The organism is Palleronia sp. (assembly GCF_042089775.1).
In the GTDB taxonomy this organism is placed as follows: Bacteria; Pseudomonadota; Alphaproteobacteria; order Rhodobacterales; family Rhodobacteraceae; genus Palleronia.
In genome coordinates, this window is the sequence record NZ_JBELKF010000001.1 from 96471 (window position 1) to 123128 (window position 26658).

General features: G+C 68.2%; 27 protein-coding genes, 1 tRNA gene and 1 riboswitch. Of the genes, 8 read left to right on the forward strand and 20 right to left on the reverse strand.

The genetic code is table 11. From position 1 onward, the window contains the following. Together ACFDS3_RS00480 and kdsA are read left to right on the forward strand one after the other, a co-directional pair. Nucleotides 1-780: a 3-deoxy-manno-octulosonate cytidylyltransferase gene (locus ACFDS3_RS00480; RefSeq protein ID WP_375260360.1), complete on the forward strand. Its 780-nt coding sequence runs from the start codon at nucleotides 1-3 to the stop codon at nucleotides 778-780. Between the two features lie 16 nt (nucleotides 781-796). Further along, the gene (gene kdsA, locus ACFDS3_RS00485) at nucleotides 797-1615 is read left to right on the forward strand and encodes a 3-deoxy-8-phosphooctulonate synthase (protein ID WP_375260361.1); all 819 of its coding nucleotides are present in this window, start codon (nucleotides 797-799) and stop codon (nucleotides 1613-1615) included. A 46-nt stretch (nucleotides 1616-1661) separates the two neighbouring features. On the opposite strand, the gene ACFDS3_RS00490 is transcribed toward kdsA, so the two are convergent. Continuing rightward, complete coding sequence (locus ACFDS3_RS00490; protein ID WP_375260362.1) at nucleotides 1662-3647, reverse strand: calcium-binding protein; 1986 nt, start codon at nucleotides 3645-3647, stop codon at nucleotides 1662-1664. Between the two features lie 232 nt (nucleotides 3648-3879). Here ACFDS3_RS00490 and ACFDS3_RS00495 point away from each other — a divergent pair, with 232 nt between their 5' ends. Continuing rightward, complete coding sequence (locus ACFDS3_RS00495; protein ID WP_375260363.1) at nucleotides 3880-4812, forward strand: calcium-binding protein; 933 nt, start codon at nucleotides 3880-3882, stop codon at nucleotides 4810-4812. On the opposite strand, the gene ACFDS3_RS00500 is transcribed toward ACFDS3_RS00495, so the two are convergent. The 11 genes from ACFDS3_RS00500 to cbiE all read right to left on the reverse strand — a co-directional run bounded on the left by ACFDS3_RS00500 (nucleotide 4809) and on the right by cbiE (nucleotide 14863). Beyond that, nucleotides 4809-5645: an NAD-dependent epimerase/dehydratase family protein gene (locus ACFDS3_RS00500; RefSeq protein ID WP_375260364.1), complete on the reverse strand. Its 837-nt coding sequence runs from the start codon at nucleotides 5643-5645 to the stop codon at nucleotides 4809-4811. The two genes, ACFDS3_RS00495 and ACFDS3_RS00500, sit on opposite strands and share 4 nt — an antisense overlap. Beyond that, nucleotides 5642-6439 (reverse strand): glycosyltransferase, encoded by a 798-nt coding sequence (locus ACFDS3_RS00505; protein WP_375260365.1) that lies wholly within the window; start codon nucleotides 6437-6439, stop codon nucleotides 5642-5644. Before ACFDS3_RS00505 ends, ACFDS3_RS00500 begins: the two co-directional genes overlap by 4 nt. Beyond that, nucleotides 6436-7653, reverse strand: a complete 1218-nt coding sequence (locus ACFDS3_RS00510) for an NAD-dependent epimerase/dehydratase family protein (protein WP_375260366.1) — start codon at nucleotides 7651-7653, stop codon at nucleotides 6436-6438. The genes ACFDS3_RS00505 and ACFDS3_RS00510 overlap by 4 nt, the downstream gene beginning before the upstream one ends. A gap of 73 nt (nucleotides 7654-7726) precedes the next feature. After that, complete coding sequence (locus tag ACFDS3_RS00515) at nucleotides 7727-9136, reverse strand: dihydrolipoyl dehydrogenase (protein ID WP_375260367.1); 1410 nt, start codon at nucleotides 9134-9136, stop codon at nucleotides 7727-7729. Between the two features lie 73 nt (nucleotides 9137-9209). After that, nucleotides 9210-9521: a DUF1636 family protein gene (locus ACFDS3_RS00520; RefSeq protein WP_375260368.1), complete on the reverse strand. Its 312-nt coding sequence runs from the start codon at nucleotides 9519-9521 to the stop codon at nucleotides 9210-9212. Continuing rightward, complete coding sequence (gene cobF / locus ACFDS3_RS00525; protein ID WP_375260369.1) at nucleotides 9518-10237, reverse strand: precorrin-6A synthase (deacetylating); 720 nt, start codon at nucleotides 10235-10237, stop codon at nucleotides 9518-9520. Before cobF ends, ACFDS3_RS00520 begins: the two co-directional genes overlap by 4 nt. Beyond that, nucleotides 10230-10949: a uroporphyrinogen-III C-methyltransferase gene (gene cobA, locus ACFDS3_RS00530; RefSeq protein ID WP_375260370.1), complete on the reverse strand. Its 720-nt coding sequence runs from the start codon at nucleotides 10947-10949 to the stop codon at nucleotides 10230-10232. Before cobA ends, cobF begins: the two co-directional genes overlap by 8 nt. Nucleotides 10950-11204: 255 nt before the next feature. Then, nucleotides 11205-12512: a cobyrinate a,c-diamide synthase gene (locus ACFDS3_RS00535; RefSeq protein WP_375260371.1), complete on the reverse strand. Its 1308-nt coding sequence runs from the start codon at nucleotides 12510-12512 to the stop codon at nucleotides 11205-11207. Nucleotides 12513-12537: 25 nt separating this feature from the next. Continuing rightward, entirely contained in the window at nucleotides 12538-13332 is a 795-nt protein-coding gene (gene cobM / locus ACFDS3_RS00540; RefSeq protein ID WP_375260372.1) for a precorrin-4 C(11)-methyltransferase, read from the reverse strand. After that, nucleotides 13329-13691: a cobalamin biosynthesis protein gene (locus ACFDS3_RS00545; protein ID WP_375260373.1), complete on the reverse strand. Its 363-nt coding sequence runs from the start codon at nucleotides 13689-13691 to the stop codon at nucleotides 13329-13331. The genes cobM and ACFDS3_RS00545 overlap by 4 nt, the downstream gene beginning before the upstream one ends. Beyond that, nucleotides 13688-14863, reverse strand: coding sequence for a precorrin-6y C5,15-methyltransferase (decarboxylating) subunit CbiE (gene cbiE, locus ACFDS3_RS00550; protein WP_375260374.1), 1176 nt, complete (start codon nucleotides 14861-14863; stop codon nucleotides 13688-13690). Before cbiE ends, ACFDS3_RS00545 begins: the two co-directional genes overlap by 4 nt. Nucleotides 14864-14959: 96 nt before the next feature. Between cbiE and ACFDS3_RS00555 the strand changes: the two genes are divergently transcribed. From ACFDS3_RS00555 to ACFDS3_RS00570, 4 genes are all read left to right on the forward strand, one after another. Next, nucleotides 14960-15697 carry a cobalt-precorrin-6A reductase gene (locus tag ACFDS3_RS00555; RefSeq protein WP_375260375.1) on the forward strand — a complete coding sequence of 246 codons (738 nt, stop codon included), beginning with the start codon at nucleotides 14960-14962 and terminating at the stop codon, nucleotides 15695-15697. Nucleotides 15698-15735: 38 nt separating this feature from the next. Beyond that, nucleotides 15736-15842, forward strand: a riboswitch (TPP riboswitch). Nucleotides 15843-15873: 31 nt separating this feature from the next. After that, a complete protein-coding gene (gene thiB / locus ACFDS3_RS00560) occupies nucleotides 15874-16854 on the forward strand; it encodes a thiamine ABC transporter substrate binding subunit (protein WP_375260376.1) in 981 nt (326 codons plus the stop codon). After that, the gene (locus ACFDS3_RS00565; RefSeq protein ID WP_375260377.1) at nucleotides 16830-18377 is read left to right on the forward strand and encodes an ABC transporter permease subunit; all 1548 of its coding nucleotides are present in this window, start codon (nucleotides 16830-16832) and stop codon (nucleotides 18375-18377) included. Before thiB ends, ACFDS3_RS00565 begins: the two co-directional genes overlap by 25 nt. Further along, entirely contained in the window at nucleotides 18364-19065 is a 702-nt protein-coding gene (locus tag ACFDS3_RS00570; protein ID WP_375260378.1) for an ATP-binding cassette domain-containing protein, read from the forward strand. The genes ACFDS3_RS00565 and ACFDS3_RS00570 overlap by 14 nt, the downstream gene beginning before the upstream one ends. A 60-nt stretch (nucleotides 19066-19125) precedes the next feature. Here the strand turns inward: ACFDS3_RS00570 and ACFDS3_RS00575 are convergent, their stop codons facing one another. The 6 genes from ACFDS3_RS00575 to dapF form a co-directional block, all read right to left on the reverse strand. Beyond that, complete coding sequence (locus ACFDS3_RS00575; protein WP_375260379.1) at nucleotides 19126-19983, reverse strand: cytochrome c1; 858 nt, start codon at nucleotides 19981-19983, stop codon at nucleotides 19126-19128. A 5-nt stretch (nucleotides 19984-19988) separates the two neighbouring features. Then, nucleotides 19989-21332 carry a cytochrome bc complex cytochrome b subunit gene (locus ACFDS3_RS00580; protein ID WP_375260380.1) on the reverse strand — a complete coding sequence of 448 codons (1344 nt, stop codon included), beginning with the start codon at nucleotides 21330-21332 and terminating at the stop codon, nucleotides 19989-19991. A 13-nt stretch (nucleotides 21333-21345) separates the two neighbouring features. Next, on the reverse strand, nucleotides 21346-21924 hold the full coding sequence (gene petA, locus ACFDS3_RS00585; RefSeq protein WP_375260381.1) for a ubiquinol-cytochrome c reductase iron-sulfur subunit: 579 nt from the start codon (nucleotides 21922-21924) through the stop codon (nucleotides 21346-21348). 218 nt (nucleotides 21925-22142) lie between these two features. Next, nucleotides 22143-22739 (reverse strand): glutathione S-transferase, encoded by a 597-nt coding sequence (locus ACFDS3_RS00590; protein ID WP_375260433.1) that lies wholly within the window; start codon nucleotides 22737-22739, stop codon nucleotides 22143-22145. A 112-nt stretch (nucleotides 22740-22851) separates the two neighbouring features. Beyond that, a complete protein-coding gene (gene mtaB / locus ACFDS3_RS00595) occupies nucleotides 22852-24111 on the reverse strand; it encodes a tRNA (N(6)-L-threonylcarbamoyladenosine(37)-C(2))-methylthiotransferase MtaB (protein WP_375260382.1) in 1260 nt (419 codons plus the stop codon). Then, complete coding sequence (dapF, locus tag ACFDS3_RS00600; protein WP_375260383.1) at nucleotides 24108-24941, reverse strand: diaminopimelate epimerase; 834 nt, start codon at nucleotides 24939-24941, stop codon at nucleotides 24108-24110. Before dapF ends, mtaB begins: the two co-directional genes overlap by 4 nt. A gap of 92 nt (nucleotides 24942-25033) precedes the next feature. Here dapF and ACFDS3_RS00605 point away from each other — a divergent pair. Then, a tRNA-Lys gene (locus ACFDS3_RS00605) sits at nucleotides 25034-25109 on the forward strand. Between the two features lie 27 nt (nucleotides 25110-25136). On the opposite strand, the gene ACFDS3_RS00610 is transcribed toward ACFDS3_RS00605, so the two are convergent. Both ACFDS3_RS00610 and pncA read right to left on the reverse strand, forming a co-directional pair. Further along, entirely contained in the window at nucleotides 25137-26030 is an 894-nt protein-coding gene (locus tag ACFDS3_RS00610) for a DMT family transporter (RefSeq protein WP_375260384.1), read from the reverse strand. Further along, complete coding sequence (pncA, locus tag ACFDS3_RS00615) at nucleotides 26030-26632, reverse strand: bifunctional nicotinamidase/pyrazinamidase (RefSeq protein WP_375260385.1); 603 nt, start codon at nucleotides 26630-26632, stop codon at nucleotides 26030-26032. The genes ACFDS3_RS00610 and pncA overlap by 1 nt, the downstream gene beginning before the upstream one ends. Between the last annotated feature and the right edge of the window lie 26 nt (nucleotides 26633-26658).

A 26658-nucleotide genomic window follows, 5' to 3' on the forward strand; every position in this document is an offset into this window, starting at 1 on the left:
ATGAAGACCGCCATCCTGATCCCCGCCCGCTATGCCTCGGCTCGCTACCCGGGCAAGCCGCTGGCCGAGCTGACGCTGCCCGATGGCACCCGCAAGAGCCTGATCCGCCTGACGTGGGAGGCTGCGCAGGCGGTCGAGGGCAACCACCGCGTTCTCGTGGCGACCGATGACGACCGCATCCGCGCGGCGGCCGAGGTGTTCGGGGCCGAGGTCATCATGACTCCGGAAAGCTGCCGCAACGGAACCGAGCGTTGCGCGGCGGCGGTCGAGGCCGCGGGACTGGACGCCGACGTGATCGTGAACCTGCAGGGTGACGCGCCGCTGACCCCGCCCTGGTTCATCGAGGCGCTGATCGCCGAGATGTCGGCCGGCAAGGCCCGTGTCGCGACGCCGGTCCTGCGCTGCGATGCCGTGACCTACGGTCATTTTGTCGAGGACCGGAAGGCGGGCCGCGTCGGTGGGACCACGGCCGTCTTCGGGACCGACCGCAGCGCGCTCTACTTCTCGAAGGAAGTGATCCCGTGGCTCGACCCGGCCAAGATCGATCCCGCGGCGATCCCGGTCTTTCACCATGTCGGCGTCTATGCCTACACGCGCGACGCGCTCGCGGCCTACGGCACCCTCCCCGAGGGGGCGCTGGAGCGCCTCGAGGGCCTGGAACAGCTACGCTTCCTGGAAAACGGGTGGCCCGTCACCTGCGTCGAGGTGGACGCCCGTGGCCGCGTGTTCTGGGAGCTGAACAACCCCGGCGACGTCGCCCGCATCGAATCCGTTCTCTGACACGAAGGCCAGCCCCATGACCGTGACCATCCGCGACATCGAGATCGGCGGCGACGCCCCCGTCGCCCTGATCTCCGGCCCGTGCCAGTTGGAGTCGCTGGACCATGCCCGCATGATGGCCGAGCGCATTGCGCAGGCCTGTGCACCCACCGGTACGCGCTTCATCTTCAAGGCCAGCTACGACAAGGCGAACCGCTCGTCGCTGTCGACGGCGCGCGGCCTGGGGATGGAGGAAGGGCTGTCGATCCTGTCCAAGATCCGTGACGAGTTCGGCTGCCCGACCCTGACTGACGTTCATCTGCCTGACCACTGCGCCCCGGCGGCCGAGGCCTGCGACGTGATCCAGATCCCAGCGTTCCTCTGCCGCCAGACCGACCTGTTGTTGGCCGCGGGCGAGACGGGTGCCGCGATCAACGTCAAGAAGGGCCAGTTCCTTGCGCCGTGGGACATGGGCAACGTAGCCGCCAAGATCGCTTCGACCGGGAACGAGCGCATCCTGCTCTGCGACCGGGGCACGTCGTTTGGCTACAACACGCTGGTCAGCGACTTCCGCGGCCTGCCGATCATGGCGCAGACGGGCTACCCGGTGGTGTTCGATGCGACGCACTCGGTCCAGCAGCCGGGCGGGCAGGGCACCACCAGCGGCGGCCAGCGCGAGTTCGCCCCCGTCCTCGCGCGCGCAGCCTGCGCCGTCGGCGTTTCGGCGCTGTTCATCGAGACGCACGAGGATCCCGACAACGCGCCGTCGGACGGGCCGAACATGATCCCCGTCGACCGGATGGAGGACCTGATCGGGACGCTGCGCGCGATCGACGACCTGATGAAGGGGCGGTAGCGCGCGAAGCTCGGGTGCTGGACGGCGGTTTTCGCCGGGCAAAGAACTACCAGACGAGGTAGTCTAGATAGGCGGACCCGGTCTCGTCGGCGAAGATCAGATCGTGCCCTGTGCCGCCCGCAATCACGTTCGCCTGCAGAGAGCCGTAGATCGTGTCCGCACCGCTGCCCCCGTCGATCGTATCGGCGCCCTCATCGGCGTAGATCAGGTCATCACCCCACTCCCCAAGCAGCGAGTCGTCGCCGCGTCCGCCGTGCAGGAGGTCGTCCCCCGACCCGCCGATCAGGGTGTCGTGCCAGTCGCCGCCGAACATCCTGTCGTCATCCTCCTGGCCCTTCAGCAGGTCGCGGCCACCATCGCCGTACAGGACATCCCTGCCGGCCCAGCCAAGAAGCGTGTCATCCCAGGCGCCGCCGGACATCGTGTCATTGCCGATGCCACCGTCGAGGAGGTCCTTGCCATCATCCCCGGACAGGATGTCGGCACCCGCGTTGCCGTACAGGCGGTCGTCGTCGCGTCCGCCAAGAAGCCAGTCATTGCCGTCATTGCCCGTGATCGCGTCCGCGCCGGCCCCGCCGTCGAAGCGGTCTGCCCCGGCACCGCCCACGAGCGTATCACTGCCTGACCCGCCGAGGATGAAGTCGGTCTCGCTCGAGCTGCTGACCACGTGGTGGTCGGCGGCGTCGCTCAGAAGGCGCGTCGATGCAGCCACCGGCCGGTGGAAATTGAGCGCGCCACGCACCTCGACGAAGACGGTCTGATAATCGGCCAGACGTAGTGTGCTGCTCAGCAGATCATAGGTCCCGATATCCGAGATCGCGCCGGGACCCAGGCGATCCCCCGTTGCGTCGATCTCGTATACGATGGCACTTTGGACCGATCCCCACTGGCTCAGGTCGAGTGTCAGAGCCCCGAGACCCAGCGCCGAGGCAGCGACGACGAAGCCGTCGTCGGTCGCATAGACATAGGTCATCCCGTCGTCATAGGTCGTGCGCGACACGAGGGTCGACCCGTCGAGCAGGTCCGACATCAGGCGAAACGTCTCGCCGGCGATGGTCAGGTCTTCGGATCCTGCCACGCCGGCTAGGTCGTTGGGGGTGTTTTGCTGTAGCGGCCAGACAAAGGCGCTCGTCACGTCTTCGGAGATCATCTCGGACATCATCCAGACGATGGTGGAGGCCTGCTTCAGCCCGGTCTCCTTCGAGAGGAGGTGATCGGTGTTCCACTCGGTCACGTGGTACTCGATCCCGGCGTAGCGGGGATCCTTCGTCCAGGTGTTGAGCCGGTCGAAATAGTATTCGAAGCTCGGCAGATCCTCGAAAGTGCCGCGCGTGTAGTAGTGGACGATCACCGAATCGATGGCGCGCGCGGCCGCGTCGGACAGGCTGTCCATGATGTAGTCGTTCTGCTGCCAGCCGGGATCGGGGGCGAACCTGCCGGTTTGTCCGACCTGGATGCCGATATCCGGCTCTGCCCAACCGGGGCCGGCCGTCGCGGCGTGCACGTCGATGGCGTCCTGCGCCGCGCGGGCGACGATGTCGGCGATCCGGGCGTATTCCGTGTGGTTCTGCTCGGCCCCGAGCCAGTACTCGTTTCCGATTTCCAGCCCGTCGATCCGCGCCGTGCCCCATTTCCCATCCAGAAGCTGCGTCACGAAGTCATAGACGATGCTGTACGTGTCCGAATGCGGACGCTGGCTGCCCACCTGCCCCACGGCCAGAAAGCTGGTGGGGATGACGATGTTGACGCCAAGCCCGGCCCCCCCGGCCCAGTTCATGAACTCGCTGAGGGGGAGAAGCTCGACCGTCTTGCCGGTGGCCGGATCGATGGTCGTCGCCTTGTCCGGGTTGCGCAGGTCGAAGTACTTTTCCGACACCGTTCCGCCGGGATATCGTACGGCCGTGACGTTCGCCTTCTCGGCCACTTCGTCGAAGGTGCCGTCCACTATGCCATCCCGGTGAAAAAGGACGTTCGCGCCGAACATCTTGTCCGACACGGGCTTGAAGAAATATTCGGTCTCGACGCCGGCCATCTCGCGATCTCCTGCTGCGACGAAAGCAGCCTCGCGACACAACCGGCCTTTCCCGGACAAGCTTGGTGGCCGTATGGTGGCAAGCGTCTAGAATGGACGCCGAATTTTCGGTGAATTCCGCGCTAAATCGCAGCGGATGCTCGGCATGCGGCTCGGGGCTGCCACGTTTGCGGCGTTGAAGCGCACGAATGTGGCCCGAGAGTCGTGCGATGACTTAGTGGAAGGGCGGCGGATGCTCGGATTCCTGGTACTGCTTGGAGGCATGGTGTCCCTGTCGGCGCTCCCTTTCGGGAGCGATGACCATTCTGACACCGAAGACGCAGAGACGTCGCCCGCCGATGACATGTCGGGCGACACGGACGCGACCGATCTGTACGACGCGGGGGGCGACACCGTAGACGAGGGCGAAACCGAGGCGCCCGAGGGAACCGTGATCGAAGACACTGGCGGGCAGGATCAGGTCGCCGCGGGCGCGGGCGGCGACACCATCGAAGCTGGCGGCAGCGACATCATCCACGGCCAGGAGGGGGATGACGTCATCCACGGGACCGAGGGCGTCCTGGCCGCGCGAGGTGGTGATGGGGACGATCTGCTCGATTTCTCGCAGAGTGGAACGGATGACCCGGTGCTTGAGGGGCGCGGCGAAGCCGGTGCGGACACTCTTCTGGGTTCTGCGGGCGACGACTTCCTCGTCGGCGGTACGGGCGCGGACCAGATCGACGGCGGCGACGGCGACGACACGATCATCAGCGGCGAGGATGCCACGATCCACGACATGGGCGGCTTCGTGGCCGACGATGATGATGAAGGCGACGACATCGACGCGGGCGCGGGTAACGATCTGGTTTTCGCTGGCGCCGGCGACGTCATCCGTCTGGGCAGCGGGAGCGATACGGTATCGCTGAACGCGGGCGAGGCAGGAAGTGGCTCTGCGAGCATCGTGTTCGAGGACTTCTCGGCCGAGGATGACGTGATCGAGCTGCACGTCCCGGGCGACGAGGGCGATTCGATTGATTTCGAGGATTACGTCTCTTCGCAAGAGACCACGGAAGACGGCACCACGATCACCCTCAAAAGCGGTCAGACGCTCGTGTTCGAGGGTGCCGACGCGGATATTCCCGCAGATGCCTTCGTGATCGTCCTGTCCGGCTCGGCGCCGCTCTAGCGTTCGAACGCCGCGATGGCGTGCAGCACCGGATCAAGACCCGCGTCCCCTTGCGGATGCCAGCCCAGGCCGCGCAGGCGGACGGTATCCATCTCGCTTACCACGGCTGAATCCGTGCGGTCGGGCAGGTGCCCCGGGACCCCGGCAATCCGGGCATAGCGGGCGAGCAGGTCGTGCCGGTCCAGCACGATGTCCGACACGTTCAGCACCGCGGGCGGCGTTTCCAGCGCGAGCACCCGTTCGACCGCGTCGGCAAGATCCTCGGCGTGAACCTCGGTGCCGATCCGGGGCACGGGGCGCTCTCCGGCAGCGAAGCGGGTGAAAAGGTCCACCCATTTGTGCGCACGGCCCGGCACCGGAGGGCCATAGACCCCGGTCGCGCGCAGGCTCGTCCCGCGCCCGGACAACGCGCGCTCGGCCTTCAGCTTCACTTCACCATAGAGCGTATCGGGGCGGGGGGGCAGGTCCTCGGCCAGTCTGGTGCCCGGCGGATAGGCGCCATAGACGGCACGGCTCGACAAGAAGACGACGCGAAGGGCCGCGCGCGCGGCAGCATCGAAAAGCGTGAGCGTGCCTTTGAGGTTGGCGCGGATGAAACCGTCCGGATCGTCGCCCTCGCCGCCCCTGTAGCGCCCAGGCACATGGGCGAAGGCCGCGTGGACCAAGGCGTCGTGCCCAGACAGGTCCGGTGCCTCGCCAAGATGCCAAGGCTGGTGCGCAAAGCCGGGCACGGGGCAGCGCCCGAGGGTTGTCACCTCGTGCCCCCTTGCGGCGAGCCACCGCGCGATCGGCCAGCCGACGAGGCCGCTCGCCCCGGTGATCGCGATCCTCATTCGGGCGCTGGCAATACGGAGAGGTCCGGCGCCTCGCCCTCTGCGTATCGATGCCACAGGTCGATCAGCGGGCGCAGCGCAGCCGCCTTGGGATGATCCCTCTGCCAGGGTTTTTCGTATTGGAAATGCAGGACCCGGATTGCGTCCCAATTCCAGAGGCCGGGAAGGTTGAACCAGACGTATTGAAGCATGTTGCAGGTCACCGGCAGGCCGTGCCAGTCGGGGAACCGCTCCTGCAGGAAGGTCTGGTCGGTGCGCCGCCAGAACGCGCCGGGTTGATCAAGCCGCTCAAGCATCCCCTGATAAGTCGCTGGATCGGGGTGCGCGGTGAAGACGCCCGAGTTCATGCGGTGAAAATCGGAGACGCTCTCGTAGACGTTCGGTGCGGCGCAGAACTCGGGGTAGTCGAACAGCTTGTCGATGTCGCGCAGGACCAGCGTGTCCGCGTCGAGGAACACCACGCGGTCATAGTCCAGCTGCCACAAACGCAGCTTGGCGAAGTTGTCGAGCGGCGTGTGAAACGCCGGTTTTTCGCCCTTGGTGAAGGGCGCGGCGCCGTGCAACGCCTCGCGCTGGTGGGCGGCGTTGAAGGCGTCCGAGGTGGGCAGCAACTCGACCGGCACAAGCCGCGCTCCCGCGGCCGTCAGGGGCCCGAGCGCGTCCGCCGGAACGCCGCCCGTATGCATCACCACCCGGTCCGCCGTGGTGCCTGTCAGCGCCAGCGAGTTCAGCAGCGCCCCCGCCCCCATCGCGAAATCCGCGTTGGTGACGAGGGTGACGTAAGCGCGCCTCACGAAACCGACTTCAACGCCTTGCCCTCGGGGTCACGCTCGACCTTGGCGCCCAAATCCTTGGTCCAGCCCGACACGGCCGGCACGCGGCTGCGGTCGATGCGGTAGGCGTATTTCCGGGCGACCTCGACCACCTCGTCCAGCAGCCCTTCCTCGAGCGTCGTGGGGTCGAGGCCGAGCGCCAGGAACTGGTCGTTCTTCACGATCAGGTCGTTTTCGGGCGCTTCCTTGCGGGGGTTCGGCAGGTTGGCGATCTTGGCGCCGGTCATGCGGGCCACCATCTCGGCCAGATCGCGGACGCGGTGGGTCTCGGTCATCTGATTGAAGATGCGCACCCGCTCGCCCTGCTTCGGCGCGTCGCCGAGGGCAAGCTCGATGCAGCGGACGGAGTCGCGGATATGGATGAAGGCGCGGGTCTGGCCGCCGGTGCCGTGGACGGTCAGCGGGTAGCCGATCGCCGCCTGGATCAGGAAACGGTTCAGCACCGTGCCGTAATCGCCGTCATAGTCGAAGCGGTTCACCAGCTGCTCGTGCTTGCGAGTCTGATCGGTATGTGTGCCCCAGACGATGCCCTGATGCAGGTCGGTGATCCGCAGGCCATCGTTCTGCGCATAGAACTGAAACAGGATCTGATCCAGAGACTTGGTCATGTGATAGACCGAGCCGGGCTTGGTCGGATACAGGATCTCCTGCTCCTTCTTGCCGTTCGGCGTGTCGATCTCGATGTCCAGATAGCCCTCGGGGATGGGCGCGCCGACCGACGAATAGCCGTAGACGCCCATGGTCCCCAGATGGACCAGATGCGCGTCGATCCCGGCTTCCACCATTGCGGCCAAAAGGTTATGCGTCGCGCTGACGTTGTTGTTGACCGTGTAGACCTTGTGGCGGTCGGTCTTCATCGAATAGGGCGCGGCGCGCTGTTCGGCGAAGTGGATGATCGCGTCGGGCTTCATCTCGGACAGCCAGACCTTCAGCCGCTCGTATTCCTTGGCAAGGTCGATCAGGTGGAACTGGATGCGGCGGCCGCTGATCTCGTGCCAGATGCGGCAGCGCTCCTGGATCGAGTCCATCGGCGTGAGCGACTGGACGCCAAGCTCGGTATCGATCCAGCGGCGCGACAGGTTGTCGACGATGTGCACCTCGTGGCCAAGGTCCGAGAGGTGCAGCGTGGTGGGCCAGCCGACGAAACCGTCTCCGCCGAGGATCGCGATCTTCATGAGGGTCACTCCAGGTCACATTCGTGACGCCGGTATCAACGGATTGTAACCGTTTCTCAACACCCCATGGCGATCATGCGCCCGGTGGAGGCGTGTTTTGCCAGCGCCCTGGTGTCGTCATCGGCGTGTTGCTGCAGATCTGGCTGAGCGCGGCGGACAGACCCTCTTCCAGCGTGGGGTGGTAGAAGGGAACCTCGGCCACGGACGAGGCGGTCATCCCGTTCATGATCGCCAGCAGCAGGAAATGAGACATGTGCTCGGCCCCCGGCGCGAACAGCTCGGCGCCCACGAGGCGACCGTCGCCGAGCGTTCCGAACAGGCGAACCACGCCGCGATTCCGATTTTCGATCTTGGCGCGGCCCTGATCCTCGAACCGCGAGGTGCCGGACGAGCCGTCCTCGCTCGGCCCCTCGCCGATCTGGACGAGCGGGGGATCGGTGAAGGTGACCGTGAAGGGCGGCACGCGCTTGACCGCCGTGACGGCGGGAAAGGCCACCGCGTTCCGGCCCGCCAGCGCGCCCTCTTCGGATGCCTCGTGCAGGACCGGCCGGTCGGCGTTCGCGTCTCCCGCGATGAAAATCGGGGCGTCGCCGCATTGCAGGGTGCGCGGGTTGAACTCCGGGACGCCCTTGTCGTCGCAGGCGATGCCGGTGGCGTCGAGCCCCAGCCCGTCGAGGTTCGGGGGGCGCCCCGTCGCCACGAGCACCCGGTCGAAACTGCCCGTACCGGAACTCTCGCCGTCCCATGAAAGGTGCACCTCATCCCCCCGCCGCTCGCCCTCGACCGAGACGCCAAGCCTCAGGGTCATCTCTTCGGCCATCGCCTCGTGCACGGCTTTCTGGACGTCGGGGTCTCTGGCTCCGCCCAGGGTATTGGCCTTGTCGAGCAGCGTCACCTCGACCCCCAGCCGCGCGAAGCCCTGCGCCAGCTCCAGCCCGATGGCACCGCCGCCAAGCACTGCAAGCCGTCGCGGCAGATCCTCGAGGTCGAAGACCGTGCGGTTTGTCAGGGCAAGCTCACCCAGGCCCTGCAGGGGTGGGGGGATCATCGGCGACGATCCGGTGGCGATCACGACCGCGCCGGCCTCGACCGTGTCGCCGGTGTCGAGGGACAGCGTCGTCGGACCGGTGAAGCGGGCGCGGGCCTCGATGCAGGTGCCCGTGGGCAGCTTGTCGAACGTCTCCCGGGCCGATGCCGCGAAGTCGTCGCGCAGCTTCCGGACCCGCTGGAACACCGCCGGGCCGTCGACCTCGACAGAGCCGGTGCGGATGCCGAATGTGCCGAGGCCGCGCGCCGCATGGGCGGCGTTCGCCGAGGCCAGTAGCAGTTTCGACGGCATGCAGCCGTAGTTCGCACACATGGTTCCGACGAAATCGGGGTCGATCAGCAGGACCTTTCCGCCAGCGTCGCGGGCGGCCTGCACGGCCGATAGTCCGGTGGTTCCGGCGCCGATCACCGCGACGTCGCAGGTGTGCGTGGTCATGCTGGGCTCCTTCATCCGCTGTTGCAGCGGCGACCTAGGGCGATGAAGCCAAAGGCCTATGGCACGTGCGCCATCAAACCGCCGGCAGTCGCCCGAGCAGACAGAAGCGCAGGCGCCCGCAGGGGCGTGCGTCCTCGATCACGCCGCCCGGCGCTGCCATGTAGATCCGTGCGGTCGCGGCAATATCGTGCGCATCGGTCACGGGGTCGACGCCATTGAAAAGGTAGCCCGTGCCCCGTCCCTGCATCGACAGGGCCACCGGCTTGCCGCAGGCGTTCAGGCATTCATGAAGGCGCAACTCTGCGCCTTCGGGCAGCGCCTCGCGTAAGGCGGCTGTGTCGACCCCCGCGCGGCATGTCGTGCAGAGGTGGAGGATCGCGGTCACTCCGGCCGCCGCAGCAGGTAGGTGTCCATGATCCAGCCGTGGCGCTCGCGCGCGGCAGCGCGGGCGGCGATGATTCGAGGCGTTGCCTCCGACAGGGGGCCGTGGTCCAGGATCTGCTCGGGCATTCCCAGGTAGGCGCCCCACCAGATATGCAGATCGCTGGGGAGCGTGCAAAAGCTGCATCCGCCGTCCAGCATCACCACGACCGTCTCGGCTGCGTCCGGCCAGCCATGCTCCCGCAGGCGGCGCCCCGTTGTGACCGAGACAGGCCCGTTCACCGTATTGAAGGGGATCGCATGCGCGGCAGTCAGCGCCTGCAGAGCGGTGATGCCGGGGATGACGCGGGTGCGCGCATCCGGCAGGCGCGCAGCGATCCGCAGGGTCGAATCGTAGAGCCCCGGATCGCCCCAGACGAGCAGCGTGGCGGCGGGCTCGTCGCCGATGGCCGCCTGCCAGCGGTGGGCAATCTCGTCGTGCCAGACGCGGACGCGTTCCTGGTAGGGCAGGCGCTCGTCGCGGGTGGGGTAGTCGAAATGGACGATCCGGGCGCGGCTATCGGCCTCTGCCACGATCCGTTCGCGCAGATGGGCGAGGTCATCCTTTGCGGCCTTGCGGGGGATCAGGATCAGCGCAGCCTCGGCGATGGCGCGGCGGCCCTCGAGCGTGACGTGGTCCGTGTTGCCGGTGCCGATGCCGACCAGCGTGATCTCAACCATCGGCCAGCGGTCCGTAGAGGATCAGCGCAGCATGCTCGGACCGCTCGGCGGCGAGGCGCTCGGCCAGTTCGGCGACGGTGCTGCGCGTGATGATCTGGTCGGGCGTCGAGACGGCCTCGGCCAGGATCGCCGGCTGCTGGCGGGGCAGGCCGCGCGCGATCAGCGCCTCGGCCAGCGCGGGGAAGGTGCGCTTGCCCATGAACACGACCGTCGAGGCTGTGGGATCGGCCAGCGCATCAAGGTCGAGGTCCGTGGGCAGCGCGCCGCTTATGTCGTGGCCGGTGACGAACTGCACCCGGCGGGCGGTCAGGCGCCGCGTCAGGGGGATGCCCGCCGCGGCGGCCGCCGCGATGGCCGATGGGATGCCCGGCACGATCTCGTAGGGGATGCCTGCGGCCTTGAGAGCCGTCAGTTCTTCCTCAAGCCGCCCGAACACGCCGGAATCGCCCGATTTCAGGCGCACGATCCGGCCGCCCCCGGTGGCGTAGTCCACCAGCAGGCGGCTGACATGGTCCTGCCGGGGCGAGGGGCGCCCGGCGCGCTTTCCCACGGCGACAAGGTCGGCGCCGGTCCTCGCGTGCGACAGGATCGGCCCCGACGACAGGTCGTCGAACAGCACCGCATCCGCCCGCTTCAGGCGATCCACGGCCTTGAGGGTCAGAAGCTCCGGGTCACCGGGGCCCGAGCCGACGAAGCTGACGAAACCGGTCATTTTGCCGCTTTAGGCGCGTGAGACGCAGAGGGAAAGAATTTCGTGCGCAAAATCGTTGGTCCAGTCGCAAACCGCCCGCGAATTGCCGGTGACCGACCGGTGCCTAGATGCCTCGGACGTATGCCTCGGCCAACTGGTCAAGGAGCCGTTTCCATGTTCGTCGACATCGTCACCGCCATCATCATCGTCGCAAGCCTCGGGGCCGGAGCGTGGATCATCCGCCGGTCCTACCCGAACCTGCGGATCCCCGGCTTCTCAGTCTTCCGCTGAGATCATGTGGAAGAAGGTGCCCGTCACGTTGCCGCGCTGAGCACCGGTTTCGGGCACCGGGTTGCCGTCCGCATCCGCGACGGCGGCCAGCGGCGCGTCAGGCTGGTCCAGCACGGTGGAATAGTGGAACTCGTGCCCGCGCAGCACCGCGCCGGGCGCGTGGCCGGGCATTGGCCTTTCCAGCGTGGCGCGGCGATAGCCCAGGTGGAACTTGCGCCGCTCGTACGAGGTGACGAGGCCCAGAAGGCCGGCCATCTCGTGCCGCTCCCCCTCCTTGTCGATCAGCGCAGTGCCGAGGGCCATGTAGCCGCCGCATTCGCCGTGGACCGGCTTGCTGTGGGCGTGGTCCTGCAGGCTCCGCCGGAAGGTCGAAGCTGCGGCGAGGCGGCCGGCGTGAAGCTCGGGGTAGCCTCCGGGCAGCCAGACGAGGTCGGCGTCGGGGACGGGATCGTTGGCGAGGGGCGAGAAGGGCAAGATCTGAGCCCCCGCCTGCCGCCAGCCTTCCAGAAGGTGCGGATAGGTGAACGAGAACGCCGCGTCCTGCGCAAGCGCGATGCGCTGGGCGGGCGGTTTCGGTAAGGGGCCGGCGGTCGGCGCGATACCGGCGCGGGCGGCGGCGATGACCGTGTCGAGATCGATATTCTCGGCCAGGAAGGCCGCGTAGCCCGCGATGGCCGCGTCGAGGTAGGGATGCTCGACCGCCTGGATCAGGCCAAGATGGCGTTCGGGCAGGGCGAGGTCTCCGCGCCGGGGCAGGGCGCCGAGGACAGGCAGGCCGGCACGCTCCATCCCCATGCGGGTCAGCCGCTCGTGCCGGGGCGAGGCGACGCGATTAAGGATGACGCCGGCAAAGGGCAGGTCGGGCGTGTAGGTCGCAAAGCCGAGCGCGGTCGCCGCCGCGGACTGTGCCTGCCCGCCGACGTCGAGGACCAGGATTACCGGCCAACCCATGCGCTTCGCCGTCTCGGCCGAGGTGCCGAACCCGGCCCGGCCTTTCGTGGCGACCCCGTCGTAAAGGCCCATGGAGCCTTCGGCCACGCAGATATCGACGCCGGCCGCGCGGGTGGCCAGCGCACCGAGCAGCCCCTCGTCCATTGCCCAGCTGTCAAGGTTGAAGGACGGCCTGCCGCTGGCGGCGAAGTGGAAGGCGGGGTCGATGTAGTCGGGGCCGGACTTGAAGGGCTGCACGGTCAGACCCCGATCGGCCAGCGCCCGAAGGAGGCCCAGCATGACGGTCGTCTTGCCGGTGCCCGAGGCCGGGGCCGAGACGAGGAGGCCGGGGGGAAGCGTCATGGCGGACCCTTTCAAGATATGCGGATCAGTCGTCGCCGGGTTGCCAGCCGCTCCACGGACTGTCGGCGGATTGGGGGCGGTAGCGGCGGTCATAGCCGGCGGCGTAAAGGCGGCTTTCGGTGAATTCGGTGGCGCCAAGGGCTTGGCCGACGAGGATCAGGGCGGTGCGGGTGATGCCCTCGGGCAAGGTCGCCTCGACGGTAGAGAGGGTGGCGCGGTGGATCTGCTCGTCCGGCCAGCTGGCGCGGAACACGATCGCCACGGGGCAGTCGGCGCCATAAGCGGGGGTGAGGTCTTGGACCACCGTGGCAAGGTTCTGGACCGACAGGTGGATCGCCAGGGTTGCGCCGGTGGCGGCGAAGTTGGTCAGCGTCTCGCCCTCGGGCATGGACGAGGCGCGGCCCGGCGTGCGGGTCAGGACGACCGACTGCGCGACGCCGGGCAGGGTCAGTTCCGAGCCGAGCGCGGCGGCTGCGGCGGCGAAGGACGGGACGCCGGGGGTCACCGTGTAGGGGATGCCGGCGGCATCCAGGCGGCGGATCTGCTCGCCCATGGCCGACCAGACCGACAGATCGCCGGAGTGCAGGCGCGCGATGTCCTGCCCGCGCTCGCTGGCGGCGGTGATCTCGGCCATGATGGCGTCAAGGTCCATCGGCGCGGTGTTCACGATATGGGCGCCTTCAGGGCAATGATCCAGCACCGCCTCGGGGACCAGCGAGCCCGCGTAAAGGCAGACGGGGCAGGCGGCGATCAGGTCGCGGCCGCGCAGCGTCAGAAGGTCGGGCGCGCCGGGGCCGGCGCCGATGAAGTGAACGGTCATGGGATCTCTCCGGAACTGGCGGCGAGGGCGCAGGTGGCCATGCGGTCGGCCGAGATGACGCGGGGGGTCAACAGCCGGGCACCCCGCCCGGCGGCGGCGAGGGCGGCGGCTTCGGCCACGCTGCCGGTGCCGCGGTGGGTTTTCGAGGCGGTGCTGTCGGTTTGCGTCGCCGAGGCGGACAGGGCGTCGGGCGGAACGGCATGGACCGGCAGGCCCAGCCGCGCCCCCAGCGGCGCGAGCGCGGATGCCTTGTCGGCGGCGGTGGCCAAAGCGTCTGGCGCACCGCCCGTAGCGGCGAGCGCGTCGGCGAGGCTGTCGAGGGTCGCCGCGCGCCGGAAGCCGAAGCCTGCGACGATCATGGGGTCCAGCTCCATTGCAGCAGCGGGAAAGCGGTGTCCCAGCCGCGATAGTCGCCGATTGGTTTCGGGCGCGCAGTCTGGACGCGCAGCAGCTCGCCGCCCAGGCGGGCCTCGGCGGAGAGGATCAGCGCCTCGGTTTCGAGCGTTACGGCATTGATCACGAGGCGGGCGCCGAGGCCGGTCAGCCGGTCCAGCAGCGCCTCGCTCAGCCCGCCGCCGACGAAGATCGCATCGGGAGGGGCGAGGCCGGCAAGCGCGTCGGGGGCCGTGCCTTCGACCACTGTCAGCCGATCCTGCCCCAGCGCGAGCGCGTTGCCGCGGATGCGGGCGGCCCGGTCCGGATGGCGCTCGACCGCCGTTGCGGTGCAGGCGGGGTGTGCCATGAGCCACTCGATCGCGATGGAACCGCTGCCGCTGCCGATGTCCCACAGGTGCTCGCCCGCGCGGGGGGCGAGGGCCGACAGGGTCAGCGCGCGGATCGGGCGCTTGGTGATCTGGCCGTCATGGTCGAACAGCGTGTCGGGGCGCCCGGACGACAGTGACAGGGCCGGGCCGGTGGGCTCGATGGCGACTGCGACGGGATGGGTATGATCTGCCGTCAGCGCGTCGGCCTGCTGGGTGGACATGCGCTCGCGCGGGCCGCCGAGCGCCTCGAGCACCGTGATCCGCGCGCCGCCGAACCCGATCTGGGTCAGCCACGCGCCCAGTTCGGCCACCGCGGCACCGTCGCGCAGGGTGGCCACGATCCGGGCGCCGGGCGCCAGATGCGGGCGCATGCGCTGCAGGGGCACGGCGTGGAGCCCTAGGCAGATCGTCCGCTCCAACGGCCAGCCGAGCCGGGCGGCGGCCAACGAGAACACCGAGGCGCCCGGGAAGGCCCGCCACTCTGACCTTTCCAGATCGCGCACCAGCACCGATCCCGCGCCGAACAAGAAGGGATCGCCCGAGACCAGCACCGCCACAGGGCGCCCGCGCCGCTCCATCAGCATCCGTATGCCGTCGGCATAGGGGACGGGCCACTCGACCCGCTCACCTCCGGTCGGCACCAGCGACAGGTGGCGGGGCGGGCCCATCACCACCTCGGCGGCGTCGAGCGCGGCGCGCGCGGCGGGGGACAGGCCGTCTGGCCCGTCCTCTCCCACGCCAATGATGCTGAGCCAGGGCCCGGTCATGCGCTCTCCACCTTGCGTGGCGGAGGGGTGGCACGCGGCGCGCGGCGCGGCAAGGGGCTGTTGCCTCCGCCCCCCGCAGGCGTCATGCAGGTTGGCATGAAGACGCCCCGCGCCCTCATCCTCGGCGGCACGACCGAGGCGACCGCACTCTGCCGGGCCATGGCCGAGGCGGGGATCGCCGGCACGATCTCGTTCGCCGGACGGGTCGCCCGCCCGGTGCGCCAGCCGCTACCGCAGCGGGTCGGGGGCTTTGGAGGTGTTGCGGGGCTGGTGGCCTATCTGCGGGACAACCGCATCACCCACTTGATCGACGCGACCCATCCCTTCGCCGCACAGATGAGCACGCATGCTGTCGCCGCCGCGGCCGAGGCGGGCGTGCCGCTCCTGGCCCTGACGCGCCCGCCCTGGGTCCCGCAGTTGGGCGACGAATGGACCTTGGTGCCCGATCTGGACGGCGCGGTGCAGGCGCTGGAGGGGTCGCGTCGGCGCATCATGCTGGCGATCGGGCGGATGCACCTGGACCTCTTTGCGCGCCACCCTCAGCACTTCTACCTGCTGCGCCTGGTCGATCCGCCCGAGGCGCCTCTGCCCGTCCCGGACGCCCATGTCGAAGTCTCGCGCGGGCCATTCACGCAGGAGGACGACGGCACGCTGATGGAGCGGCACCGAATCGACCTCATCGTGTCGAAGAACGCCGGGGGCACGGGCGCACGTGCCAAGATCGATGCGGCACGCGCGCTGGGCCTGCCGGTGGTTATGATCGACCGGCCCGCCCTGCCGCCGCGGCCCGAGGTGCATGACGTCGCCGCCGCGCTGGAGTGGCTGCGCACCTGACCACACCCTTGCAAGGCGTGCCGGTGCGTCCTAGCTCACGCCTTACCTCGGGGTGCCCGTTCGGCGGGCTGAGATGCGGCGCGTCCGCGAACCCGCAGAACCTGATCCGGCTAACACCGGCGGAGGGAAGGTCAGACGGCGCAAGCCCCTTTCCCCACCGGCGACAAGGAGGCGACATGCGTTTCGCGATACCGACCCTTCTCCTCGCCACCAGCCCTGCGCTGGCGCAGGAGCCACCCGTCCTGAACGTCTATACCTACGACAGCTTCGTGTCCGAGTGGGGCCCTGGCCCCGCCATCGAAGAGGCCTACGAGGCCCGCTGCGCGTGCGACCTGCAGTTCACCGCCGCCGGCGACGGCGCCGCCCTGCTGTCGCGCCTTCAGCTCGAAGGCACCCGCACCGACGCGGACGTGGTCGTCGGCCTCGATACCAACCTGATGGCCGAGGCGCAGGAGACGAGTCTGTTCGCGCCATCCGGCGTCGAGGGGGTCGACTGGGACTTGCCGATCGAGTGGGACAGCGAGATCTTCGTGCCCTTCGACTGGGGCTACTTCGCCTTCGTCCACCGCGCCGATTTCGACGCGCCGTCCTCCTTCCGCGCGCTTGGCGACAGCGACGCCTCGATCGTCATTCAGGACCCGCGCAGTTCGACCCCAGGACTTGGTCTGCTCCTATGGGTCAAGGAAGCCTACGGAGACGAGGCGCCGGCCATTTGGGAAGGCCTGTCGGACAACATCGTGACCGTCACTCCGGGCTGGTCCGAGGCCTACAACCTGTTCCTTGAGGGCGAGGCCGACATGGTGCTCAGCTACACGACCTCGCCCGCCTATCATCGGATCGGCGAGGGCGATGATGGCTATGCCGCCGCCAAGTTCGACGAGGGGCACTACCTGCAGGTCGAGGTCGCGGCGGCGATCGAGGGGTCCGACCAGGTCGACCTGGCGCGCGACTTCCTGTCGTTCCTCGCGACGGACGAGGCCCAGTCGGTGCTGCCAACCACGAACTGGATGTACCCGGCCAAGATGCCCGAAGCCGGCCTGCCCGACGGCTTCGACACCCTGATCGAGCCCGAGAAGACCCTGCTTGTCCCGATCGATAAAACGCCCGAGACCATCGACGCCGCGCTGGACGAATGGCGCGCCGCGCTCAGCCGCTGACGCTTGCCGGCGGGGCCGCGGCGATTGTCGTCGTGGTCCTTGTCGTCGGCTCGCTCGTTGCGGTGCTGGCCCGGGCCGAGGGCGCGTCGCTGGCGCCCGGAGACTGGGCGGCGGTCCGATTCACCCTGTGGCAGGCGGCGGTCTCGGCCGTGCTGTCGGTCGGTCTTGCCGTGCCGGTGGCACGAGCGCTGGCGCGGCGGCGGTTTCCGGGGCGGGCGCTGCTGGTCACGCTGCTGGGGGCGCCGTTCATCCTGCCGGTGATCGTGGCGATCCTGGGCCTGCTGATGGTCTTTGGCCGCGCCGGATGGGTGAACGACCTGGGCGGCGCTCTGGGTCTGTCGCCGGTCTCCGTCTACGGCGCGCACGGCGTGATCCTGGCCCACGTGTTCTTCAACCTGCCGCTGGCGACGCGCCTCGTCCTGCAGGGCTGGCAGGCGATCCCGGCCGAGCGGTTCCGGCTGGCCGCCGCCTTGGGCATGTCACGGCACGACATCGGGCGCCACATCGAATGGCCGATGCTGCGCGGCGTGTTGCCGGGCGCGGCGCTTGTTGTCTTCCTGATCTGCACCACGAGCTTCGCGGTGGCGCTGACGCTGGGCGGCGGCCCGCGCGCCACGACCATCGAGCTCGCCATCTACCAAGCATTCCGTTTCGACTTTGAGCTTGGGCGCGCTGCCCTCCTGGCCCTCTTGCAACTCGCCGTGACGGTGGGCGTTGGAGCGCTGGCGTTGGGCGTAACCGTGCCCGAGGCGCTGGGGCGGGGCCTTGATCGGGTTGTGCGGCGCTGGGACCTCGGGCCGGCTTGGTGGGATGGAGCCTGCATCCTGCTCGCTGCGGTCTTCCTGCTGACGCCGCTTCTTGCGCTGCTGGTTCGGGGCGTTCCGTCAATTGCGGGGCTGCCGGCCTCGGTCTGGGTCGCTGCGGGGCATTCGATCGGGGTGGCGGTGGTTTCGGCGGTTATCTGCACCGCGACCGCGCTGGTGATCGCCGTCGCTACGGCGCGCGCGGGGCGAAACGCGCGCGGGATCGAGCTTGCGGGAATGCTGGGCCTCGCCGCCTCGCCGCTGGTGCTCGGGACGGGGCTGTTCATCGTGACCTATCCCTTCGTCAGGCCCGACACGCTGGCGCTGCCGGTTACGGCGCTCGTCAACACGGTCATGGCGCTGCCCTTCGCACTGCGGGCGCTCGCCCCTGCCGTTCAGCGGGTCGAGAGCGACTACGCCCCGCTCGCCGCTTCGCTGGCAATGAGCGAACTGGTGTGGGTGCGACGGGTGCTGCTACCGCGGCTGCGGCGGCCGCTGGGCTTTTCGGCGGGGCTCGCGGCGGCGCTGTCGATGGGCGATCTTGGCGTGATCGCGCTGTTCGCGGATGCCGACAGTGCCACTTTGCCCCTGCAGCTCTACCGTCTGATGGGCGCGTACCGGATGGATGACGCGGCGGGGGCGGCTGTGCTGTTGCTGGCGCTGAGCCTGTTCGCGTTCTGGGTGTTCGATCGAGGGGGGCGTGTGGATGCTGACGCTTGACGGGCTGGTGATCCGGCAGGGCGACTTCATCCTCCGTGCCGATCTCGAGGTGCCAGAGGGTGCGCAGGTCGCGATCATGGGGCCGTCCGGTGCCGGCAAGTCGACGCTGCTGTCGGTGATCGGGGGCTTCTCCGAAGCCGCTGAGGGACGCATCCTGTGGAATGGCGAGCGCCTCGACCACCTCTCCCCCGGCAAGCGGCCGGTTGCCACGATCTTTCAGGACAACAACCTGTTCCCCCACATGACCGCCGCCGAGAATGTCGGCCTTGGACTGCGTCCCTCTGGCCGACTGAGCCCGGACGAGCGGGACCGGGTGGCCGAGGCGCTGGCGTCGGTGGGGCTGGAAGGGCTGGAGGATCGCAAGCCGGGAAACCTGTCGGGCGGCCAACAGAGCCGTGCTGCCTTTGCGCGCGCATTGTTGCAGGACCGGCCCCTGCTGCTGCTGGACGAGCCCTTTGCCGCGCTTGGCCCGGCGATGCGGGCCGAGATGCAGGGCCTCGTCCGGGATCTGGCACGCGACCGGGGGCGCACCATGATGATGGTGACACATGATCCCGACGATGCGCGTCGTATCGGGGGTGAGACCATTCTGGTGGCCGACGGTGTCGCCGCGCCGCCCGTGGAAACCGAGGTTCTGCTAGGCGATCCCCCGGCGGCCTTGCGGGCGTATTTGGGCGCCGAGGGCTAGGCGCACAAAAAAAGGCGCGCGGGGGGCCGCGCGCCTTTCGTGCCTATCGCTACCAGCCGTTTACTCGGCGTTCGCGTCCTTGATCTTGCGCTTGTGGGGCGCCCAGATCCGCTTGTTGGTCAGGTACAGCAGCACCGCCAGAACACCCAGGATAATGACCCCGGTGAAGCCGGCCCGCTTGCGCGCGGCGAGCTTGGGTTCGGCTGTCCACATCAGGAAGGCCGAGACGTCCTTCGACACCTGCTCGAGCGAGGCCTCGGTCCCGTCCTCGTACTCGACGTCGTCCCCGTAGAGCGGCGGAGGCATGGCGATCCAGCCGCCTTCGAAGGCGACGTTCTCGTAAAGGGTGGCGCCGGCCTGGGTCATCGTCTCGCCCGTGTAGCCCATCAGCAGCGAGGTGAGGTATTCCGGGCCGCCCATGCCCTTCAGAAGCTGGTTGATGCCGAGCCCGTAGGGTCCGTGAAAGCCTGCCCGACCCTTGGCCATCAACGACAGGTCCGGCGCGTTGGCGAGCGCGGAGTCCGGGAACTGGTCGGTCGGCGTGGCCTGGCGGAAGTCGCCCTCGCCATCGAGAAGCGCCTCGTCCCACACCTCGAACTGCGCAGCATAGGCGCGCACCTGGTCCTCGGGCAGGCCGGGACCGGAGTCGTCGGCCAACGACCGGATCGCGACATATTGCAGTCCGTGACAGGCCGAGCAGACCTGCGTGTAGACCTGCAGACCGCGCTGCAGCTGGAACTGGTCGTAGGTGCCGAAAGGACCCTCGAAGGGGAAGGCGTAGTCGACCACGTGGGTCTCGCCGTCGCCGCCTTCGGATTCGACGGCGTCTTCGTCTTCCTCCTGGGCGAAACCGGCCGCGGGCGTGAGGAGCAGGCCGACCAAGCCTGCCCGAATGATGGTGCTGAGCGTCATCGTCATTCCTCTCATTCCGCCGGGTTCACGACGGTGGTCGTTCCGCCCGTGGTCGGGGCGTAGTGGCTTGCGTAGTCCTCTTCGATCGTCGCGGGCTGGGGCAGCGGCTTCTCGAGCACACCCAGAAGCGGCAGGATCACGAGGAAGTAAGCGAACCAGTAGGCCGCCGCGATGAGCGAGATGGTCGAGTAGGGCTCTTCTGCCGGCATGGCGCCGACCCACATCAGGACGAAGAAGTTCACGATGAAAAGCGCATACCACCACTTGAACATCGGCCGGTAGCGGCCCGAACGCACCGACGACGTGTCGAGCCAGGGCGCAAGCGCCATCACCGCGATCGCGCCGAACATCGCCAGCACCCCGAAGAACTTGGCGTCGATGATGCCGCCGGTGATCCAGCTTGCGAACATCACGATCCAGACGTCGCTCGTGAAGGCCCGCAGGATCGCGTAGAACGGCAGGAAGTACCACTCCGGGACGATGTGCGCCGGGGTCACCAGCGGGTTTGCCTCCATGTAGTTGTCGGGGTGGCCGAGGTAGTTCGGCATGAAGCCCACGATCGCGAAGAACACCACGAGGATCACGGACAGCGCGAACACGTCCTTCATGACGTAGTAGGGCCAGAAGGGCAGCGTATCTTTCCGTGCCACTTCCTTCGACGCGCGACGCACCTCGACTCCAGTGGGGTTGCTGTTGCCGGTGGTGTGGAAGGCCCAGATGTGGACGGCCGTCAGACCCACGAGGATCATGGGCAACAGGTAGTGCAGGGAGAAGAAGCGAGTCAGTGTGTACTCGCCGACAGCCGGTCCGCCCAGAAGCCAGGTCTGGATGGCTTCGCCGACGAAGGGAATTGCGCCGAAGAGGCCGGTGATCACCGTGGCGCCCCAGAAGGACATCTGGCCCCAGGGCAGCACGTAGCCCATGAAGGCGGTGCCCATCATCAGCAGGTACATCAGGATGCCGATGATCCAGGTCACCTCGCGCGGCTCCTTGTAGGTGCCGTAGTAGAGGTTGCGGAAGATGTGCATGTAGACCGCGACGAAGAACAGCGAGGCGCCGTTGGCGTGCATGTAGCGCAGCATGAAGCCGCCGTTCACGTTGCGCATGATGTGCTCGACCGAGGCAAAGGCGGTTTCGGTCGACGGGATGTAGTGCATCACCAGCACCACCCCGGTTGCGATCTGAAGGACCAGCGTGAAGACCAGGATGATCCCCCAGATCCACATCCAGTTGAGGTTCTTGGGGGTGGGGATCATGATCGTGTCGTACAGAAGCGCCACGATCGGGAGGCGCTTGTGCAACCAGCGCTCTGCACCCGATTTGGGTTCGTAGTGGTCGTGCGGGATTCCGGCCATGCTCAGGTTCTCCTTATCCCAGAACGATCGTGGTTTCGTCGTCGAAGGCCGCGACGGGCACGGGCAAGTTCTCGGGCGCGGGTCCGCGGCGAATGCGGCCGGCGGTGTCATAGTGCGATCCGTGGCAGGGGCAGAACCACCCGCCGAAATCGCCCGCGCCGTCACCCAGGGGCACGCAGCCGAGGTGGGTGCAGACGCCCATCATGACGAGCCATTCCTCGGCGTTGCCGCCTTCACCCTGCGACAGGGCCCGGTTCGGGTCCGTGGCAGGGGCGTCGCCAGCGATGTTGGCGTTCCGCGCGATCGGGTCGGGAAGGGCCGAAACGTCGACGGCGTTCGCCTCTGCGATCTCTTCTTCGGTGCGGCGACGGATGAAGACCGGCTTGCCGAGCCACTGGACGGTAAGCTGTGTGCCGGGTTCGATCCCGCTCACATCCACGCGAATCGAGGAAAGGGCCTGCACGTTCGCGGCCGGGTTCATCTGGTTCACGAGAGGCCACACGGCGGCGCCTGCGACGACAGTGCCGACGCCTGCGGTGGCATAGTAGAGAAAGTCGCGGCGCGTGGTGCCGTGATCATCTGCGTGGGACACGAGGTCGTCTCTCCTTCTTGCGGCCGTCGGAGTGGGAGCAGACACGGGAAATCCGCCTGAACCTGGTCCGGCGCGGTTGCAGCGCTGTCTAGCGCCTGATTCCTCCGCGGTCCAGCGGGCAAAGGCGCGCAGGTCGCGTCCGAGTAGGTTGAATGCCGCAGTAATCAACAGGCTGCAATAAATGTGACACAGGAAGCGCGATTCGCGATGTGCCGGACCTAGCTTGGCACCGTTGCAGAGAAGGAAGGACGCTCGGCCATCCGCGCCTGGAACGCGGCGAGGCCGGGACGGTCGTCCTGCCAGGCGCGGTCGCCGTGGCGGAAGTCGAGGTAGTCCAGGGCGCAGCCGACCGCGATCTGTCCCATGTGGAGCGGCCCCGACAGGTGGCTGAGCCAGCGATTCTCGATCGCGTCGAGGGCCTTCGTGACCTTGCCCCACTGGGCGTCGACGAAGTCGGGAAACCGCTTGTCCTCGGGCCGAACGCGCCATTCGTAGACCATCAGGACAGCGGCATCCATGATCCCGTCGGCCGTCGCTTCGAGCGTCAGGACATCCCAGAGTCGCTGCTGCGGATAGAGCCGAGCGCCGGCGCGATCATCCAGATACCGGCAGATCACCCGGCTGTCGTAAAGTGCGGGGCCATCGGGGCGGGCAAGGCACGGCACCTTGCCGAGCGGGTTCTGATTGGTCGGATCGGGCTTGAGCGGGGTCTGCACGGACGTCCGCAGCGCAACGTCCGAAAGCTGTCCGGTCTCGTGCAGGACGATCATGACCTTGCGGACAAAGGGCGAGGCGGCGGAATAGAACAGCTCCATCATGTGCTCACCTTACCTTGAACGGAGGCAGAGGCGAGCCCCTTCTGCGCGTGAAAACCCGGTGAGACCACCGTGCGAGTCGCGTGAGAACAGTGTGAGAGACCTGTCGGAGTCAGGCGGCGGTCAGCCGCGTTCCCGCGACACCCTCGATCCGAGCCTCGACGGTGCGGCCCTCGGGGCGGTCGGCGGTAAAGGCGACCTCGGCGAATTGCTCGGTCCGGCCCATGCGGGGGCTTTCCATCAGGACGCGGTGGGTGCGGCCGACCTGCGCCGACAGGTGGTCGGCCACCGCCCGGTCGCCAAGGGCGCGCAGCCGGGCGGCGCGCTCTTTCACCAAGCCGCCGTCAAGCTGGGGCATCCGTGCGGCGGGGGTGCCGGGCCGGGCGGAGTAGGGGAAGACGTGCAGCCAGGTCAGGCCGCAGTCTTCGACCAGCCGGAGGGAGTCGGCGAAGTGATCCTCGGTCTCGGTGGGGAAGCCGGCGATGATGTCGGCGCCGAAGGTCATCTCGGGGCGCAGACGGCGGGCCTCTTCGCAGAAGCGGATCGCGTCGCCGCGCAGGTGGCGGCGCTTCATGCGTTTCAGGATCAGGTCCGACCCGTGCTGGAGCGACAGGTGAAGGTGGGGCATCAGCCGCTCTTCCTCGGCAATCGCGCACATCAGGTTCTCGTCCACCTCGATCGAATCGATCGAGCTGATCCGAAGGCGCGGCAGCTCGGGGACCAACTTGAGGATGCGCATCACCAGATCGCCCAGGCGCGGCGTGCCCGGCAGGTCGGCGCCCCAGGAGGTCAGGTCGACGCCGGTCAGCACGATTTCCTCGTAGCCCTGCGCGGCGAGGCGGCGGATCTGTTCGACCACGACGCCGGCTGGGACCGAGCGCGAATTGCCGCGGCCGTAGGGAATGATGCAGAAGGTGCAGCGGTGGTCGCAGCCGTTCTGGACCTGCACATAGGCGCGGGAGCGGGTGCCGAAGCCGTCGATCAGGTGGCCGGCGGTTTCGGTGACGGACATGATGTCGTCAACCTGCACGCGTTCCGTCTCGCCCGCGAAATCGGGGGCCATCGCGGCCCAGGTGGCGGGCTGCATCTTTTCGATGTTGCCGATGACGCGCGTGACCTCGGGCATCGCCGCGAAGGTCTCGGGCTCGGTCTGGGCGGCGCAGCCGGTGACGATGACGGCCGCACCGGGATTCTCGCGCGCGAGGCGGCGGATGTCCTTTTTCGCCTTGCGCACGGCCTCGGCGGTCACGGCGCAGGTGTTCACTACCACGGCGTCGGACAGACCATGTTCCGCGGCGAGGGCCTTCATCGCCTCGGTCTCGTACATGTTCAGGCGGCAGCCGTGGTTGGAGAAGACGGGGGGCGTGCTCATTCCACGGCCTCCAGCCACTGGGGCGTGAGCGTTCCGTCGAAGACGTGGGCCGTGGGGCCCGTCATCCAGACGCCGTCGTCGCGCCAGTCGATGTGGATCGTCCCGCCGTCGAGGTCGATGGTCACGCTGCGGCCCGCGAGGCCCCGGCGATGCGCGGCGACGGCGACGGCGCAGGAGGACGAGCCCGAGGCCAGCGTGATCCCCGCGCCACGTTCCCACACCCGCATCCGCAGGCGGTCGGGGCCGGTGACGTGGGCGATCTGGACGTTGGTCCGCTGGGGGAACAGGGGGTGACGCTCGTGCGCGGGGCCGAAGGTCGCAAGGTCCACGCCCGTCACGTCGTCCATGAAGAACGTGCAATGCGGGTTGCCCATGCCGGTCGCAAGGGGGGCGCCCTCGATCGGGAGGGCATCGATGTCCACGTCCTCGGACAGTGGGATCTCGCGCCAGTCGAGAATCGGGTCGCCCATGTTCACGGCCGTCAGCCCCTCGCCCGCGTCGCGCGCGGTCAGAAGGCCGCGCTCGGTCCGCAGGCGCAGTTCGGTTGCGCCGGTGTCGTCCATCAGGTGCCGCGCGATACAGCGCGTCGCATTGCCGCAGGCGCCGGCCTGCGAGCCGTCGGCGTTCCAGAACACGAGGCGGGCGTCGGCCCCGGCGTCTGCTTGGATCGTGGCGAGCTGGTCAAATCCCACGCCGCGCTGCCGGTCGCCCAGGGCACGGGCGAGCGCGGGCGTCACGATGTCCTCGCCCTCGCGCAGGTCGAGGATGACGAAGTCGTTGCCGAGGCCGTGCATCTTCATGAACGGCAGGGGTGCGGGACGTTGGATCATGGCTGCAGCCATATAAGGAGAGGACGATACGAAGAAAAGCGCGGGGTTTGCGCTTGACGCCCCGGGGAGGCCCCGTTATCTCGCCCGCCAGTGAGCCGATAGCTCAGTTGGTAGAGCAACTGACTTTTAATCAGTAGGTCCAGGGTTCGAGCCCCTGTCGGCTCACCACTTCTTTCCAGATGTGGTGATTTCACTTCACGCCGTTGTGCGGCGCGGCGCGCTTGGCGCCGGCGCCTTGGTCAGCTGCACCGCGAGAATCCCCACCATGATGATCGCCACGCCCGCAAGGTCGAGCGGCCCGAGCCGTTCGCCCAGCACGATGGCGGCCAGGGCGACCCCGAGGAACGGGTTGAGAAAGTGGAAGCTGGCCGCGCGCGTGGCCCCGATCCGGCCGACGAGGACGAACCACGTCAGCGTCGCGGCCAAGCCCGGCACCAGCGTCGTGTAGGCGAAGGCCACGATCAGCGACGGCGTCCAGTTGACCTGCCACTCTTCGAACAGGATCGCGACGACAGTCAGTATCGCCGAGCCGACCAGCATCTGCAGGCCCACGACCATCAACAGATTGCCGCCCGAGGAGGCGCCCCGGACGCTGAGGGTCGCCACGGTCAGCGCCAGCACGCCCGCGATACACAGCGCGAGGCCGCCCATATCCACCCCGCCCGAGATGCGGCTGCCCATGATGAGCGCCACGCCCACGAGGCCTGCCAAAAGGCCGGCGACACCCATGGCAGGCAGACGCTCGCGGAACACCAGCCAGCCGACGAGGGCGACCAGCAGCGGCATGGTCGAGGCGATGATCGACGCGAGCCCGGCGTCGATCGTGCGCATGGCGATGAAATTGAGCCCGAGGTAGAGCGCGTTCTGACACAGGCCGAACACCACCGTCGCGCGCCACTGGGGCCGGGTCAGGCGCCACGTCTGGCCGAGGGCGCGGGCGATGACGACGGCGATCAGGCCCGAGATGGCGAATCGGAACGCCAGCGCCGTCAGCGGAGGGGCGTGGGCGACGACGATCTTGGCCGAGGTGAAGGCCGAGGACCACATGACCGCGAAGGCGATCCCGAGGAACAGCGCGCGGGCATCCATCAGCGAAGCTCCACGCCGGCCTTGTGCATGGCGCTAATGGCGGCCTCCTTCGAGCCGTTCGCGTCGATGGCGCGGCTGAGGTCGGTGCGGACGGTGACGGCGAAGCCGAGCCTTGCCGCGTCGAGGGCGGAAAAGTTCACACAGAAGTCGAGGGCGAGGCCGACAAGGGTGAGCCGCTGGATCCCGCGGGTGCGCAGGTAGCCTTCAAGGCCGGTCGGTGTCTGGTGGTCGTTCTCGAAGAAGGCGGAGTAGCTGTCGATGCCGGGGTTGAACCCCTTGCGCAGGATCAGGTCTGCATCGGTCCTGAGACCGGGGGCGAAGGCGGCGCCCTCGGTTCCCTGGACGCAGTGGTCGGGCCAGAGGATCTGGGTGCCGTAGGGCATCTCGGTGCTGTCCATCGGGGCCTTGCCCGCGTGGGAGGACGCGAAGGAGGAATGGCCGGCCGGGTGCCAGTCCTGGGTCAGGATCACGGCGCGGAACTCGTCCATCAGGGCGTTGATGCTCGGCACGAGCGTGTCGCCTTCGGGGACCGCCAGCGCGCCGCCCGGGCAGAAGTCGTTCTGCATGTCGATGACGAGAAGCGCGTGGGTGGCGTCGTGCATGGGGCTCTTCCGGCTTGTGCCGGGCG